The sequence below is a fragment of the Streptomyces sp. NPDC020807 genome, from assembly GCF_040641575.1.
Taxonomy (GTDB): Bacteria; Actinomycetota; Actinomycetes; order Streptomycetales; family Streptomycetaceae; genus Streptomyces.
Window position 1 is genome coordinate 81933 of the sequence record NZ_JBFADU010000012.1, and the last position, 14629, is coordinate 96561.

General features: G+C 72.8%; 14 protein-coding genes. 10 read left to right on the forward strand and 4 right to left on the reverse strand.

The window, feature by feature from the left end; translation table 11 throughout:
• Window positions 1-23: 23 nt before the first annotated feature.
• On the reverse strand, window positions 24-734 hold the full coding sequence (locus AB0G79_RS19295) for a DUF4190 domain-containing protein (RefSeq protein WP_360807919.1): 711 nt from the start codon (window positions 732-734) through the stop codon (window positions 24-26).
• Window positions 735-809: 75 nt separating this feature from the next.
• Between AB0G79_RS19295 and AB0G79_RS19300 the strand changes: the two genes are divergently transcribed.
• The 5 genes from AB0G79_RS19300 to AB0G79_RS19320 all read left to right on the forward strand — a co-directional run bounded on the left by AB0G79_RS19300 (window position 810) and on the right by AB0G79_RS19320 (window position 5694).
• Window positions 810-1841 carry an adenosine deaminase gene (locus AB0G79_RS19300; protein WP_360807921.1) on the forward strand — a complete coding sequence of 344 codons (1032 nt, stop codon included), beginning with the start codon at window positions 810-812 and terminating at the stop codon, window positions 1839-1841.
• 21 nt (window positions 1842-1862) lie between these two features.
• The gene (locus tag AB0G79_RS19305; RefSeq protein WP_360807923.1) at window positions 1863-2552 is read left to right on the forward strand and encodes a glycerophosphodiester phosphodiesterase; all 690 of its coding nucleotides are present in this window, start codon (window positions 1863-1865) and stop codon (window positions 2550-2552) included.
• On the forward strand, window positions 2552-3724 hold the full coding sequence (locus tag AB0G79_RS19310; RefSeq protein ID WP_360807925.1) for a histidine kinase: 1173 nt from the start codon (window positions 2552-2554) through the stop codon (window positions 3722-3724). The genes AB0G79_RS19305 and AB0G79_RS19310 overlap by 1 nt, the downstream gene beginning before the upstream one ends.
• The gene (locus AB0G79_RS19315; RefSeq protein ID WP_360807927.1) at window positions 3721-4431 is read left to right on the forward strand and encodes a response regulator transcription factor; all 711 of its coding nucleotides are present in this window, start codon (window positions 3721-3723) and stop codon (window positions 4429-4431) included. Before AB0G79_RS19310 ends, AB0G79_RS19315 begins: the two co-directional genes overlap by 4 nt.
• A gap of 96 nt (window positions 4432-4527) precedes the next feature.
• Window positions 4528-5694 (forward strand): serine hydrolase domain-containing protein, encoded by a 1167-nt coding sequence (locus AB0G79_RS19320; protein ID WP_360807929.1) that lies wholly within the window; start codon window positions 4528-4530, stop codon window positions 5692-5694.
• 126 nt (window positions 5695-5820) lie between these two features.
• On the opposite strand, the gene AB0G79_RS19325 is transcribed toward AB0G79_RS19320, so the two are convergent.
• Window positions 5821-6984, reverse strand: coding sequence for an extracellular solute-binding protein (locus tag AB0G79_RS19325; protein WP_360807931.1), 1164 nt, complete (start codon window positions 6982-6984; stop codon window positions 5821-5823).
• 143 nt (window positions 6985-7127) lie between these two features.
• The gene (locus tag AB0G79_RS19330; RefSeq protein ID WP_360807933.1) at window positions 7128-8564 is read right to left on the reverse strand and encodes a gamma-aminobutyraldehyde dehydrogenase; all 1437 of its coding nucleotides are present in this window, start codon (window positions 8562-8564) and stop codon (window positions 7128-7130) included.
• Window positions 8565-8770: 206 nt separating this feature from the next.
• Here AB0G79_RS19330 and AB0G79_RS19335 point away from each other — a divergent pair, with 206 nt between their 5' ends.
• The 5 genes from AB0G79_RS19335 to AB0G79_RS19355 all read left to right on the forward strand — a co-directional run bounded on the left by AB0G79_RS19335 (window position 8771) and on the right by AB0G79_RS19355 (window position 13917).
• Window positions 8771-9262: an Lrp/AsnC family transcriptional regulator gene (locus tag AB0G79_RS19335; protein ID WP_267046106.1), complete on the forward strand. Its 492-nt coding sequence runs from the start codon at window positions 8771-8773 to the stop codon at window positions 9260-9262.
• The gene (locus tag AB0G79_RS19340; RefSeq protein ID WP_360807935.1) at window positions 9247-10626 is read left to right on the forward strand and encodes an aspartate aminotransferase family protein; all 1380 of its coding nucleotides are present in this window, start codon (window positions 9247-9249) and stop codon (window positions 10624-10626) included. Before AB0G79_RS19335 ends, AB0G79_RS19340 begins: the two co-directional genes overlap by 16 nt.
• A gap of 239 nt (window positions 10627-10865) precedes the next feature.
• Window positions 10866-11594, forward strand: a complete 729-nt coding sequence (locus AB0G79_RS19345; protein ID WP_360807937.1) for an ATP-binding cassette domain-containing protein — start codon at window positions 10866-10868, stop codon at window positions 11592-11594.
• On the forward strand, window positions 11576-12727 hold the full coding sequence (locus AB0G79_RS19350) for a hypothetical protein (protein WP_360807939.1): 1152 nt from the start codon (window positions 11576-11578) through the stop codon (window positions 12725-12727). The genes AB0G79_RS19345 and AB0G79_RS19350 overlap by 19 nt, the downstream gene beginning before the upstream one ends.
• A gap of 47 nt (window positions 12728-12774) precedes the next feature.
• Window positions 12775-13917: a Rossmann fold nucleotide-binding protein gene (locus AB0G79_RS19355; RefSeq protein WP_360807941.1), complete on the forward strand. Its 1143-nt coding sequence runs from the start codon at window positions 12775-12777 to the stop codon at window positions 13915-13917.
• A gap of 2 nt (window positions 13918-13919) precedes the next feature.
• Here AB0G79_RS19355 and AB0G79_RS19360 read toward each other — a convergent pair whose 3' ends face one another.
• Entirely contained in the window at window positions 13920-14573 is a 654-nt protein-coding gene (locus AB0G79_RS19360) for a dihydrofolate reductase family protein (protein ID WP_360807943.1), read from the reverse strand.
• Window positions 14574-14629 lie beyond the last annotated feature (56 nt).

Below are 14629 nucleotides of genomic sequence, written 5' to 3' on the forward strand. Positions count from 1 at the left end.
CCGGTGGCCGGGGTGCCGGCCGCTCAGCGGGGAACGCTGAGGGACGTCCCGGTCGACGACCAGGGGTCGTCGCCGCTCTCGCTCCACTCGTCCGCGTTCATCGCAATGACCGTGATGAGCACGATGCCGATGATGCCGAAGGCGATGCCGATCGAGCCGAGCACGATGCCGGCGACGGCCTGGCCCTTGTTGCCGGCCTCGCCCCGCACGGCACGCTTCCGGGCCACGATGCCGAGGGGCAGCGCGACGCCGCCCAGGACCAGGCCGAGGATGCCGTACGAGCAGAAGGCGAGCACGACGCCGCAGATGCCGACGACCATCGCGGCGATGGCCATCCCGTTGTTCTGCGGCTGCTGGGGCCAGCCCGGCTGGCCGTATCCCGCGCCGTAGGACGGGGACGGGGACGGATAGCCGTATCCGGAAGCGCCCGCGGGCGGGGTCGCGGCCGGGTAGCCGTATCCCGGGGTGGGCGTCGGCGTGGCCGCCGGGTAGCCGTACCCCGGCGTCGTCGCCGCCGGGCCGCCGGGGGCGACCGGGGGCGGCGGCACCTGGCCGGCGTCGGGCACGCCGGGCATGGACACGACCGTCTGCTGGTCGTGCACGGACGGCTGCGGCGGCGCGGCGGGCTGCGGGGACTGCTCCTTGCTCAGCTCCACCCCGTCCCGGTTCGGCGGCGCCCACGGGTCCGCCGGGTCGTAGCCGCCGCCCTGCGGCTGGTCTCGGTTCTCAGACATGGGCCTCCCCCATCGTGGTCACGCCATGTTACGACCTCACCCGTGCGGGGGACCCGCCCGGCCTACGATGACCTGATGACCGATCTCCACCGTTTCATCGAGGGCCTGCCCAAGGCCGAGCTGCACGTCCACCACGTCGGCTCCGCCTCGCCCCGGATCGTCGCCGAGCTCGCCGCCCGGCACCCGGACTCGAAGGTCCCCACGGACCCGGAGGCCCTGAGCGACTACTTCACGTTCACCGACTTCGCGCACTTCATCGACGTCTACCTCTCGGTCGTCGACCTGGTCCGCACCCCCGAGGACGTCCGCCTCCTCACCTTCGAGGTGGCCCGGGACATGGCCCGGCAGAACATCCGGTACGCCGAGCTGACCATCACGCCGTACTCCTCCACCCGCCGCGGCATCGACGAGCGGGCCTTCATGGAGGCCATCGAGGACGCCCGCAAGGCGGCCGAGTCGGAGTTCGGCACGGTCCTGCGCTGGTGCTTCGACATCCCCGGCGAGGCCGGCCTCGTCTCCGCCGAGGAGACCGCGCGCCTCGCCACCACCGACGGGCTCCGTCCCGAGGGCCTGGTCTCCTTCGGGCTCGGCGGCCCGGAGATCGGCGTCCCGCGCCCGCAGTTCAAGCCGTACTTCGACCTGGCCCGCGCCGCCGGCCTGCACTCCGTCCCGCACGCGGGCGAGACGACCGGCCCCGAGACGGTCTGGGACGCGATCCGGGAGCTCGGCGCCGAGCGCATCGGCCACGGCACCAGCTCGGTCAAGGACCCCGAGCTCCTCGCACACCTCGCCGAGCACCGCATCGCCCTGGAGGTCTGCCCGACCTCCAACATCGCCACGCGGGCCGTCGCCACCCTCGACGAGCACCCGATCCGGCAGATGGTCGACGCCGGGGTCCTCGTCACCGTCAACAGCGACGACCCGCCGATGTTCGGCACGGACCTCAACACCGAGTACGCGGTCGCCGCCCGGCTCCTCGGCCTCGACGAGCGCGGGATCGCCGCCCTCGCGAAGAACGCGGTGGAGGCCTCCTTCCTCGACGCGGCCGGCAAGACCCGCATCGCCGCCGAGATCGACACGTACACCGACGGCTGGCTGGCGCGCTGACGGCGGAGCCAGAATGAGGCCATGCGCACCGTCACTGCCGTAGCCCACCGCGGGGACCCGTACCGCGTCCGCGAGAACACGCTCCGCTCGATCGCCTCGGCGATCGAGCGGGGGGCGGACGCGGTCGAGGTCGACGTCCGGCTCACGAAGGACGGGGTGCCCGTCCTCCTCCACGACGACACCCTCAAGCGGCTCTGGGGCCACGACCGGCCGCTCGCCGCGCTGACGCACGCGCAGGTCCGCGAGCTCACGTACGGCGGGGTGCCGACGCTGCGCGAGGCGATCCTGGCCGCCGGGGACCACCGGCTGATGCTGGACCTGCCCGGCGGGAACGAGGAGTCCGTCCGGAAGATCGTCGGCACGGTCCGCGAGGCCGGGGCGGGCGAGCGGACGTACTACTGCGCGGGGGCGGTCGCGATGCTCCACGTGCGGGCCGCCGACCCGGCCGCCGAGATCGCGATGACGTGGACGACCCTCGCCCCGCCCCGGCGCGTGCTCCTCGACGCGGTCCGCCCGAAGTGGCTCAACTACCGCTTCGGGCTCGTCGGCCGCGACCTCGCGGACCGCGTCCACCGGGACGGCCTCCTCGTCTCCGCCTGGACGGCCGACACCGCCCGCACCATGCGCCGACTCGTCGCGCACGGCGTCGACTCGATCACCACGAACCGCGTCGACGCCCTCAGGTCCGTCCTGCGGGAGACACTCGACTGATGGGCGTTCGGGGGGAGGCGCGCGCCCGGTGGGAGCGGGTGCGCCGATGGGGCGGGGCGAACCCGTGGGCAGTGGACATCGGGATCGCCCTGCTGGTGCAGGCCGCGGTGACGATGCCGTTCGTGGTGCCGCGCGGGCCCGAGCTCGAACCGGCGACCTGGCCTGCGTACGGCCTGACGACGCTCACCGTGCTGCCGCTCGTCTGGCGGCGCCGGGCGCCCCTGACCGTGCTGCTCGCCATCCTCGCGGCGAGCGCGCTGTACAAGCTGGCCGTCGAAGGGCCGGGGCAACCGCTGCCGTACACGGGGCTCGTCAGCGTCTACACGGTCGCCGTGCTCTCGCCGCCGTGGAAGCGGTCGGTGACGGCGGCACTGCTGCTCGTCGCCGTGCCTCTCTCGGTCTGGCTCAACACCCGGTCCGCGCGCGAACTGACCTTCTCGCTCTTCGTGTTCGGCGCCGCCTACGTCTTCGGGCGGCTCCAGGACGCCCGGCAGCGGGCACACCGGATCGAGGCCGAGCGGGCCGCCGCCCGCGAACGGGCCAGGATCGCGCGGGAGATGCACGACATCCTGTCGCACGCGGTGAGCCTGATGGTCGTGCAGGCGGAGGCGGGGCCGGTGGCGGTCAGGACGGCGCCGGAGCGCGCCGAGGCCGCGTTCGACGCGATCTCGGAGACGGGCCGCGAGGCGATGGTCCAGCTCCGCCAGATGCTGGGGCTCCTGCGCGAGGGCGAGGAGCGGACGGCTGCGGCACCGCGGGAGCCGCAGCCCGGCCTCGCGGGGATCCCCGAGCTCGTGGAGCGCGTACGGGCGAGCGGTCTCGCCGTCGGGTACGAGACCGAGGGCGGGGTGCGGGCGCTGCCGGCGGCCACGGGCGCGAGCGCGTACCGGATCGTGCAGGAGGCCCTGACGAACGTGGTCCGGCACGCCGGAGCGGGCCGGGCCGACGTGCGGCTGGCGTACGGGGACGGGGTGCTGCGGGTGACGGTCACGGACGACGGGAGGGGGCCGGGCCCCGGCCCGCACGGGCACGGCCTGGTCGGCGTCCGGGAGCGGGCAGCCGCGCACGGCGGCACGGCGGAGGCGGGCCCCGGCCCCGGCGGCCGCGGCTTCGAGGTGCGGGTGCTGCTTCCCGTACCGTCTGCGGCGAAGACGACGGGGGTGGGGGAATGACGATCCGTGTGGTGGTCGCCGACGACCAGGAACTGGTCCGCAGCGGCTTCGCGATGATCCTGGACGCGCAGCCGGACATCGAGGTGGTGGCCGAGGCGGGCGACGGGGCGGAGGCCGTCGAGGCCGTGCGGCGCCACGCGCCCGACGTGGCGCTCCTCGACATCCGGATGCCCCGGACCGACGGCATCGAGGCCTGCCGGACGATCAGTGCCGAGTCCGCCTGCCGGACGGTGATCCTGACGACCTTCGACACCGACGCGTACGTGTACGAGGCGCTGCACGCGGGCGCGAGCGGCTTCCTCCTCAAGGACGTGCGCAGGGACGACCTGGTCCACGCGGTACGGGTGGTGGCGGCGGGCGACTCACTGCTCGCGCCGTCCGTCGCGCGGCGGCTCGTGGAGCAGTACGCGCGGTACGGGCGGCGGGAGCGGCCCGCGGCGGGCGGCCCCGATCCCCGCCTGGACGTCCTCACCGGGCGCGAGCGGGAGACGCTGCTGCTGCTCGCCCGCGGGCTGTCGAACGCGGAGATCGCGGCGGAGCTGGTGGTGAGCGACCACACGGTGAAGACCCACGTGGGGAACGTGCTCGCGAAGCTCGGGCTGCGCGACCGCATCCAGGCGGTGATCTGCGCGTACGAGACGGGGCTCGTCGCGGCGGGCTCTCCCCCGCCCGGGGGAGGCGCCTCCCCCGTACCGGGGAGGCCCTGACCCCGGCATGACCGCCGGTGCGGGCGATCCACCCGCCGCCGCAGGTCAGCAGGATGGAGCCATCGAGAACAACGGCTCACACCCACGGAGTTGACCATGAGGAAGTCCGTCCGCGCACTGCTCGCCGCCACCCTGGTCCTGGGCGTGGCGACGGGCCCGGCCCTGACGCCGGCCTTCGCCGGGACGCCCGCGACCGCGACCGCCGTGCAGGCGTCGGGTCCCGACCTGGGCCCCGTGATCGCCGGACTCCCCCGCGCCGACGCGACGGCCGCGCTCGTCCGGGTCGGCGGCACGGAGGGCACCTGGCAGGGCGGCGCGGGCGTCCACGACCTGGAGAGCGGCGCCCCGGCCGACCCGGCGGCCCGCTTCCGGGCCGGTTCGGTGACGAAGGTCTTCACGGCGGCGACCGTCCTCCAGCTCGCCGCCGAGGGCCGGATCGATCTGGACCGGCCGGCGCGCGCGTACCTGCCGGAGCTGATCCCCGGCCGGTACGCCACCGTGACGGTCCGGCAGCTCCTGAACCACACCCACGGCATCCCGGCGCCCGACTTCCCGGGCACGACCGTGGAGGAGTGGTACGCGAACCGTTTCACCGTCCACTCCCCCGGGGCGATGGTCCGCTCGGCGACGGCGAAGCCGCGCGAGTTCCGGCCGGGCACCCGGCAGCACTACCTGAACATCGGGTACACGATCGCCGGGCTTCTGGTGGAGCGGGTCACCGGCGACTCCTTCGAGCGGCAGGTGGAGCGCCGGATCCTGCGCCCGCTCGGCCTGCGGGACACGTACCTGCCGGGTACGGCGGCGGAGATCAGCGGCCCGTACAACCACGGCTACCAGACCATGCGGCTCGACGACGGGACCATCGGCCTGCGGGACGTCTCCGTGTGGCCGGCGACGGACGGCTGGGCGGCGGGCGACCTCGTGTCGACCACCGCCGACCTGGAACGGTTCGTCCGGGAGCTGTTCGCCGGCCGGGTCGTGCGCGGGCCGCTCCTGGAGGAGATGTTCACGCTGCCGCACGTCCCGGACGCCACGACCGGGAAGCCGGCCGCCTACTCCGCCGGCCTCTCGATGAAGCGGCTGGGCGGGCGCGAGGTGTGGGGCAAGACGGGTGGCCGCTGGGGCTACAACACGGCCGTCGCCTCGACGCGGGACGGTTCCCGCACCCTCGTCTACAGCGTCAACGCGACGGACGCGAAGGGCCAGGACATGAACCGGACGGCCCTCGGCCTGATGGTGGCGGCGTACGGCCTGCCGGACTGACCGGCGGGGCCGCCCCGGGCGCCACGGCCCGTCCTGGCCCCACCGGGCGCCGCAGCCCGTCCTGGCCTCAGGCGCCGCAGCCCGTCCTGGCCTCCGGGCGTCACAGCCCGTCCTGGCCTCCGGGCGTCACAGCCCGACGATCGCGTTCCACCGCTTCGAGAACGCCACCCGCTCGTCCGCCCCGATGTCCCGCGGGATGGCGAGACGGCTCCGCATGGCGGTGTCGGGGAAGATCAGCGGGTCCTCCGCGAGGGCCACGAGGTCCTCGTCTCCGGAGTCGGCGAGGACGTTCTGGGCTGCGGGGACCGGGCAGACGTAGTTGACCCAGGCGGCGAGTTCCGCGGCGACCTCGGGCTCGTAGTAGTAGTCGATCAGCTTCTCGGCGTTGGCCTTGTGCTGGGCCCGGTTGGGGATCATGAGCGACTCGGCCCACAGCTCGGCGCCCTCCTCGGGGACGACGAACTCGATGTCGGGGTTGTCGGCCTGGAGCTGGATGACGTCGCCGGAGTACGCCTGGCAGGCGAGCACGTCGCCGCTGGAGAGGTCCTTGATGTAGTCGTTGCCGGTGAAGCGGCGGACGTGCTTGGCGCGGACGAGCTTCTCGACCTGGTCGCACATGGTGTGGAAGTCGTCCTCGGTCCACTTCGTCACGTCGACGCCGTTGCCCTGCATGAGCAGCGAGAAGGACTCGTCGAGGCCGGAGAGCAGGGTGACCTTGCCGCGCAGGTCGTCGGCCCACAGCTCCTTGGTGGAGCGCAGTTCCCGGCCGAGCTTCCTGCGGTTGTACGCGATGCCGGTGATCCCGGACTGCCAGGGCACGGTGTGCAGCCGGCCGGGGTCGAAGGCGGGCGAGTGGAGCTGGGGGTCGATGTGCCGGTCGACGTTGGGCTGGCCCTCGCGGTCCATCTCCTGGACCCAGCCGAGGCGGACGAAGCGCGCGGCCATCCAGTCGCTGACGACGACGAGGTCCCGGCCGGGCTCCTGCCCGTTCATCAGGGACGGGCCGATCTTGCCGAAGAACTCGTCGTTGTCGTTGATCTCCTCCGTGTAGCGGACGGAGATCCCGGTGCGCTCGCGGAAGGCGTTCAGGGTGGGGCGCTTGGCCGTGTCCTCGTCGTCGGTGTCGATGTAGAGGGGCCAGTTGGCGAACTCCAGCGTGCGGTCGCGGGCGGAGAGGTCACGGGCGGCCCGCCGGCTCTCGTCGACGTACGCGGGGGGCACTCCGCAGCCGGCCAGCAGGGTCGCGGCGCCGAGGCCGGCCGTCCCGCGCAGCAGGGACCGGCGGGACATGGTGTTCCTGGCTATCGCTCTCACCGCAGCAGCATCCCGACCGGTCGGGACCTGCGGCAATGGACGGTCCGTCGAACAACGGGGCGCGGCCCCGACACCTTGTCGATCAAGGTCTCGGGGCCGCGCGGGGAGGGCGGGGCCGATCAGCCCAGGGAGGTCATGACGTGCTTGATGCGCGTGTAGTCCTCGAAGCCGTACGAGGAGAGGTCCTTGCCGTAGCCGGACTTCTTGTAGCCGCCGTGGGGCATCTCGGCGACGAGCGGGATGTGGGTGTTGATCCACACGCAGCCGAAGTCGAGGTTCTTGGACATGCGCATCGCGCGCGCGTGGTCCTTGGTCCAGACGGAGGAGGCCAGGGCGTACTCGACGCCGTTGGCGAACTCCAGGGCCTGGGCCTCGTCCGTGAAGGACTGGACGGTGATGACGGGGCCGAAGACCTCGTTCTGGATGATCTCGTCGTCCTGCTTGAGGCCGGAGACGACGGTCGGGGCCCAGAAGTAGCCCTTGTCGCCGACACGGTGGCCGCCGGCCTCGACCTTGGCGTGCGCGGGGAGGCGCTCGATGAAGCCGGAGACCTGCTTCAGCTGGTTGGCGTTGTTGAGCGGGCCGTAGAGCACGTCCTCGTCGTCCGGCTGGCCGGTCTTCGTCTCGGAGGCGGCCTTGGCGAGCGCGGCGACGAACTCGTCGTGGATCGACTCGTGGACGAGGACGCGGGTGGCGGCGGTGCAGTCCTGGCCCGCGTTGAAGAAGCCCGCGACGGAGATGTCGCCGACGGCGGCCTCGATGTCGGTGTCCTCGAAGACGACGACGGGGGCCTTGCCGCCCAGCTCCAGGTGGACGCGCTTGACGTCCTTGGACGCCGACTCGGCGACCTGCATGCCGGCGCGGACGGAGCCGGTGATGGAGGCCATGGCCGGGGTCGGGTGCTCGACCATCGCGCGGCCGGTCTCGCGGTCGCCGCAGATGACGTTGAAGACGCCCTTGGGGACGATCTCGCCGATGATCTCGGCCATCAGGGCGGTCGACGCGGGGGTCGTGTCCGAGGGCTTGAGGACGACGGTGTTGCCCGCGGCGAGGGCCGGGGCGAACTTCCACACGGCCATCATCATCGGGTAGTTCCACGGCGCGACCTGGGCGCAGACGCCGATGGGCTCGCGGCGGATGATGGAGGTCATGCCCTCCATGTACTCGCCGGCGGACTTGCCCTCCAGCATGCGGGCGGCACCGGCGAAGAAGCGGATCTGGTCCACCATCGGCGGAACCTCTTCGCTGGCGGTCATCGCGATCGGCTTGCCGGTGTTCTCGACCTCGGCGGCGACGAGCTCGTCGGCGCGGGCCTCGAAGGCGTCGGCGATCTTGAGGAGCGCCTTCTGCCGCTCGGACGGGGTCGTGTCGCGCCAGGCGGGGAAGGCGGCCGCGGCGGCCTCCATGGCGGCGTCGACGTCGGCCTGGCCGGAGAGCGGGGAGGTCGCGTAGACCTCGCCGGTGGCCGGGTTGACCACCTCGATGGTGCGGCCGTCGGCCGCGTCACGGAACTCCCCGTTGATGTAGTTACGCAGCCGGCGCAGCTCGGTGGTCACGTGGCCACCCCTCCTGTCACGTTCTGTCGTCGCACATCGTTGTGCGGCGTCCCGATTCCTGGGACACCTCAGCCTAATCGCTCGGCAGACGCTTTCAACAGGCCCGCCCCCCGCCAACTTCGGATTCAGTGAGATCCAGGGCTGCTCGCAACGAATTACATCGGTCCAGGGTTGCCAGAACGACGAGTCTCGGTGCACAGTGAGGTGTGGCCAGTCGAAGCACAGACTCCAGAACCGGAACCGGTTCGTCCCCGACGATCGATGCCGTCTCCCTGGCAATCATCGAACAGCTCCAGCAGGACGGTCGCCGCCCCTACGCGGCGATCGGCAAAGCCGTCGGCCTCTCCGAGGCCGCCGTCCGCCAGCGCGTACAGAAGCTGCTCGACCAGGGCGTCATGCAGATCGTCGCCGTCACCGACCCGCTCACCGTGGGTTTCCGACGGCAGGCGATGGTCGGCATCCACGTCGAGGGTGACCTCGATCCGGTTGCGGAGGCGCTGACGGCCATGGCCGAATGCGAGTACGTGGTGATGACCGCGGGCTCCTTCGACCTCATGGTGGAAGTCGTCTGCGAGGACGACGACCACCTCCTGGATGTGATCAACAAGCGCATCCGCACCCTCCCCGGGGTGCGCTCCACCGAGAGCTTCGTCTACCTGAAGCTCAAGAAGCAGACCTATATGTGGGGAACCCGATAGCCGTGAGCCAGGACCTGTCCAAGACCGCCTACGACCACCTGTGGATGCACTTCACCCGCATGTCGTCGTACGAGAACAACCCCGTCCCCACCATCGTCCGCGGTGAGGGCACCTACATCTTCGACGACAAGGGCAAGCGCTACCTCGACGGCCTCGCCGGCCTGTTCGTGGTCAACGCCGGTCACGGCCGCAAGGAGCTCGCCGAGGTCGCGTACAAGCAGGCCCAGGAGCTCGCGTTCTTCCCCGTGTGGTCGTACGCGCACCCCAAGGCCGTGGAGCTCGCGGAGCGCCTCGCCGACTACGCCCCGGGCGACCTGAACAAGGTCTTCTTCACCACCGGTGGCGGCGAGGCCGTCGAGACCGCGTGGAAGCTCGCCAAGCAGTACTTCAAGCTGCAGGGCAAGCACACCAAGTACAAGGTCATCTCGCGTGCGGTCGCCTACCACGGCACCCCGCAGGGCGCCCTGTCCATCACCGGTCTGCCGGCCCTGAAGGCCCCCTTCGAGCCGCTGGTCCCCGGCGCGCACAAGGTGCCGAACACCAACATCTACCGCGCCCCGATCCACGGCGACGACCCCGAGGCCTTCGGCCGCTGGGCCGCCGACCAGATCGAGCAGCAGATCCTCTTCGAGGGCCCCGAGACCGTCGCGGCCGTCTTCCTGGAGCCGGTGCAGAACGCCGGTGGCTGCTTCCCGCCGCCGCCCGGCTACTTCCAGCGCGTCCGCGAGATCTGCGACCAGTACGACGTGCTGCTCGTCTCCGACGAGACGATCTGCGCCTTCGGCCGCCTCGGCACGATGTTCGCCTGTGACAAGTTCGGCTACGTGCCGGACATGATCACCTGCGCCAAGGGCATGACCTCGGGCTACTCCCCGATCGGTGCCTGCATCGTCTCGGACCGCATCGCCGAGCCGTTCTACAAGGGCGACAACACCTTCCTGCACGGCTACACCTTCGGCGGCCACCCGGTCTCCTCGGCCGTCGCCATCGCCAACCTCGACATCTTCGACAAGGAGGGCCTCAACCAGCACGTGCTGGACAACGAGGGCGCCTTCTACTCGACGCTGTCGAAGCTGCACGACCTCCCGATCGTCGGCGACGTCCGCGGCAACGGCTTCTTCTACGGCATCGAGCTCGTCAAGGACAAGGCCACCAAGGAGTCCTTCAACGACGAGGAGGTGGAGCGCGTCCTGTACGGCTTCCTCTCCAAGGCGCTGTACGACGCCGGCCTGTACTGCCGCGCCGACGACCGTGGCGACCCGGTCATCCAGCTGGCCCCGCCGCTGATCGCCGACCAGGGCACCTTCGACGAGATCGAGGGCATCCTGCGCAACGTGCTCACCGAGGCGTGGACCAAGCTCTAAAGGTCCTGCGGACCCGACCCTCAGCGGTCCGACGGCATCACGCCGCCCTCACGGCGTGACCCCCGCGGCCCGGGTATGCCGCCATCCGAGTGGATGGCGGCGACCCGGGCCGTGTGCTGTTTCTACAAGCGGATCTGAATCCTTACCGTGCCGAGTGACCCACAGGCCGGTCCCCTCGTTCCCCCGTACGGGGGACGACGGGGGGAATACACATCAGATCCGACTTCGAGGTGTACGCGATGGCCCCACCGGACAACGACGTGCTCTGGGCGCGTTCCCTGCACTGCGCCCTCGGCGGTTCGGACGCCCTCAGCGGCGTCTCCCTCGGCGTCCGCGAGGGCGAGATCCTCGCCCTCGTCGGCCCGCGCGGCAGCGGCAAGACCACCCTCATGCGCTGCCTGTCCGGCCAGCTCGTCGCCCAGCAGGGCGAGATCTGGTTCAACAGCAGCCCCGTGCACACCCTCGGCGGCGCCCAGCGCGAACGGCTCCGACGCGAGCGCTTCGGCTGGATCGACCCCGAGCCCGGCCTCGTGCCCGAACTGAACGGCTGGGAGAACACCGCCCTCCCCCTGCTCCTCCGGGGCGTCTCCCACCGCGCCGCCAGGACCGCCGCGACCGAGTGGCTCGAACGGCTCGACATCGGCGCCTGCGCCCGCAAGCGCCCGCACGCCCTCACCCACTCGCAGCGCCAGCGGATCGCCATCGCCCGCGCCCTCGTCACCACCCCCTCGGTGCTCTTCGCCGACGAACCCACCGCCGCGCTGCACCGTGCCGACGGCGCCCAGGTCCTGCGCACCCTCACCGCCGCCGCCCGCTCGCACGGCATCACCGTGCTCCTCGCCACCCACGACCCCGAGGTCGCGGCGCTCGCCGACCGGGCGGTCGCCCTCCTCGACGGACGCCGGGTCGGCACCGTACCCCCGGCGTCAGGGGCGGAGGGCGTCGCCGCGTGCTCGCTCTCCGTCTAGCCCGCGGGTCCCACCCGCTCGTCCAGACCCGGCGGCTCCTCGTCGCCGCCGCGGCCGCCGGCGTGGGATTCCTGCTGCTCTGCACCCTCGGATACGCCGTCGGGCACCCGGCCCAGTCCTCGTCGTCGGTCCTGCGCCTGCTGTGGTGCGTCCTGCCGCTCGCCGCCACCGTCCAGTTCGCCGTCGCCGTCGCCCGGACCGACCCCAGCACCCGGCCGCGCCCCGGCCTCTCCGCCGTCGGTCTCGGACCAGTCCGGCTCACCGCCGTCGCGGCCGCCTCGACGGCCGTGGCCTGCACGCTCGGCTCGACGGTCGCGCTCCTCGTCTACCTGCACCTGCGCGGCGACATCACCGGCCTGCCCTTCGACGGGGCGGCGGCCGACCTGCTCGCCGCCGACCAGCCGATGCCGCTCGCCGCCGCCCTCACCCTCCTCGCGATCCTGCCGGTCGTCGCCGCCACCGCCGCCGGGCTCGCCCTGCGCCCGCGCTCCGCGCCCGCCGCGCCCGAGGGCGCCGAGAAGCCCGTGCCGACCGGCCTCCCCTGGGGCGTCGCACTCATCGCGACCGGCCTCGCCGTCGAGACGTACGCGGGACGCGGCGGCGCCGAGGACGGCCTGCCGCTCCCCGGCCACTTCGACGGCAGCCCGGCCGGGGTCCTCGCCGGCTGGGTCCTCACCGCCCTCGGCCTCGCGCTCGCGGGCCCCGGCATCACGTACGGCTGCGGACGGCTGCTCCAGTCGGTCCGCCCCGGCGCCGTCCGGCTCCTCGCGGGCCGCGTCCTCATGGACGACTCCCGGCGCATCGGCCGCCCGCTCGGCGTGGTCAGCGCGGTCCTCTCCGGGACGCTCGCCGCGGCGGCGCTCTACTCGACGGGCACCGAACCCGGCGCGTTCGGACCGCTCACCGCCCTCGGCGCGGGCCTCGTCGTCGCCTGCACCACCGCCACGCTCCTCACCGCCGCCCTCGAATCCCGGCAGTACCGCGCCCGCACCACCGAGGCCCTCCTCCGCCTCGGCGCCCCGCCCGCCGCCCTGCGCACCACCGCGCTGCTCCGCGCGGGCGCCCTCCTCGCCGTCTTCCTGCCGCTGACCTGGCTCGTCGCCGAACTCGCGGCCCTGCCGCTGACGGGCTGACCGCTCCACCGGGGGCCGCTGCCGGAGGCGGCCCCTATCGTGGGGCCATGGCGACGCTCCCCCCGGCCCATCTCCCGCCCGGCCCCCGCGGGCACGGCCGCGAGATCCACACGCTCGACGAGTTCGACGCGGCCGTCGCCGGACCCGGCGCGCTCGCCGGGCTCCGCGTCCAGTCGATCGACCTGCGGGACCGGACCTTCGCCCTGCTCTCGGCCTCCACCGCCGAGGCGGTCTTCCTCGGCTGCCCCATGGAGCCGGAGGCCGCCGCCAAGGTCGGCGCCGACGGCGCCCTCGTCTTCCCGCCCGTCCCCGACCTGCCGTTCGACCCGTACCGCTCCGGGCTGTACGCACCCGAGGAGCTCTACGCCGGCATATCCGGCCCGGCGGGGTACGAGGCGACGCCCGACGCCCTCGCGTACGCCTGGTTCGGCCGGACCAGGGCCGACGGCGACATCCTCGCCTCGATGCTCCGCGCGGTCCACGACGACGCCGTCTCCGACGCCCTCGACGAGCTCCTCGCGGGCGCGCGGGTCGTCGGCGTGATGGGAGGACACGCGATGGGCCGCGGCACGGAGGCGTACGCGGGAGCGGCGCGGCTCGGCAGGACGCTCGCCCGCTCCGGCCTCACCGTGGCGACCGGCGGCGGCCCCGGCGCTATGGAGGCCGCCAACCTCGGGGCGTACCTCGCCCCGTTCGAGGACGAGACCCTGCCGAAGGCCCTCGCGCTCCTCTCCGGCGTCCCGTCCTTCGCCCCCTCGGTGACGGAGTGGGCCCGCGCCGCCTTCGACGTACGGGCCGGGTGGCCGCACGGCGGGGACTCGGTCGGCATCCCCACCTGGTTCTACGGCCACGAACCGCCGAACGCCTTCGCCGGCCACGTGGCGAAGTACTTCGCCAACGCGACCCGCGAGGACGGCCTCCTCGCCCGCTCCACCGCGGGCGCCGTCTTCCTGCCGGGCGCGGCCGGCACGGTCCAGGAGATCTTCGACAACGCGACGCCGAACTACTACGGGTCACGGGGCGCCCCGACCCCGATGGTCCTGGTCGACCGCGCCCACTGGACGAGCCGCCTCCCCGCCTGGCCCCTCCTGGAGACCCTCGCCGCCGGCCGTCCGATGGCGGCGAGGATCGCCCTGGTCGACTCGGTCGACGAGGCCCCGGCCGCCCTGGAGCGGCTCGCCGCCGCGTAGGACTACGGCTCCTTCCGCCAGAACAGGTGGTGCGTCACCCTGCCGCCCGGACTGGGCACGACGTCGCGGTGGTACCGGTCGAGGAGCTCCTCGGGCGACTCCCAGAGCCGTGACCCCGCGCCGAGCTCCAGCGGCGAGACGGCGACGTGCAGGGTGTCGACGAGCCCGGCGTCGAGGAACTCCCGGACCGTCGCCGCACCGCCGCCGAGCCGGACGTCCTTGCCGTCGGCCGCCTCACGGGCCGTCTCCAGGACCGTCGCCGGATCGGCGTCGACGAAGTGGAACGTGGTGTCGGAGAGGGTGAACGAGGGGCGCGGGTGATGGGTGAGGACGAAGACGGGCGTGTGGAACGGCGGCTCGTCCCCCCACCAGCCCCGCCACTCCTCGTCCCGCCAGGGGCCGCGCTGGGGCCCGAACTTGTTGCGGCCCATGATCTCGGCACCGATGTTCCGCGCGAAGTCCCGCGTCAGGTAGTCGTCGAGCCCCCGGCTGCCGCCGGGGTCGGTCCGCATCGGCCAGCTCGCCGTGGCCCCGGCCCAGGAGAACATCTCCCCCGGGTCCGCGTGGCCGAACGGCCGCTCCAGGCTCTGCCCCTCACCGGCGCCGAACCCGTCGGACGAGACGTTGAAGTTCTGGACTCTCAGCAGCTGACCCACGGCTCTCCTCCGGCACGGTCGACGGCGCCCTCGTCGAAAGAACGACGCACACAGGA